1 pseudogene and 1 other annotated feature are annotated in these 1,021 nt (G+C 42.7%); the pseudogene reads left to right on the top strand.

Annotated features, from left to right (window positions below):
* Positions 1 to 16: 16 nt before the first annotated feature.
* Positions 17 to 989, top strand: a pseudogene (locus FTV41_RS15055) (IS3 family transposase).
* Positions 306 to 422: a sequence feature (AL1L pseudoknot), on the top strand. (Overlaps the previous pseudogene by 117 nt.)
* Positions 990 to 1,021: the final 32 nt, after the last annotated feature.

Here is a 1,021-nt window from a genome sequence, read left to right as displayed (position 1 = left end):
CTGAGAGAATGTCCCGATGAAAAAAGTAAAATATACCCCTGAAATCAGAGAAAGAGCGGTTCAATTATTGATTGAATCCGAGAAAGATTATCCATCGAATTGGGCTGCGATCACCGCTATTGCTCCCTGAGCAGTATACTGCGCAAGGGTTGTACTCCTGAAACACTACGTGTTTGGTATCAAAAATATTTAGATAAACAAAATCCAGTTAAAGTACAGCAGCTTTCAGACCAAGAACGTATCAAACAACTCGAACGCGAAAATAAAGAACTGCAACGCGCCAATGAAATTCTACGTAAAGCAGCCGCTTTTTTCGCCCAGGCGGAGCTCGACCGCCCACACAAATAATGGTGGATTTTATCCATAATAATAAAGAGCTGTACGGAGTCGAGGCGATTTGTAGAATTTTACCGATCGCACCTTCAACCTATTACCGGACTCTAGATCTCTGTGAAAATCCAGAACATCGAGCAAAGCGAGATTTACATGACTTGCATCATGCTGAGGAGATTAAACGAATTTGGAAGGAAAGTTCAGGTCGGTATGGTGTACGTAAAGTCTGGCAAAAACTGAAACGTGAAGGCTATATTATTGCGCGCTGTACTGTTGCTCGATTAATGCAAAAGCTAGGTATAAAAGGTGTTTGGCGTGGTAAGAACAAACAAACCACCCGTAGCCGAGATGATCAAAAACGAGCGGATGACTTGGTAAAACGTAATTTTACTGCTGATCATCCTGACCAACTGTGGGTGAGTGACTTTACGTATATTCAAACAAATTCAGGCTGGGTTTATACTGCATTTATTATTGATGTGTTCTCACGAGCAATTGTTGGATGGAAAGTATCGACACGGATGAATACAGATATGGTGCTCGATGCATTGGAGCAAGCATTTAGGGCGGCAGAGGGGGCTGGAACGCTGAGTGCGCCCATGCCGCATTGCGAAGCAAAAGATAATCGGATAAAATGTAGCAATTCATATTCGTAAGCGTGGAGTAATCAGATGGGAAATTCCAAGTC

It is taken from the genome of Acinetobacter sp. YH16051 (assembly GCF_013417135.1).
Taxonomy (GTDB): domain Bacteria; phylum Pseudomonadota; class Gammaproteobacteria; order Pseudomonadales; family Moraxellaceae; genus Acinetobacter; species Acinetobacter towneri.
This window is presented reverse-complemented; position numbering and strand designations above follow the sequence as displayed.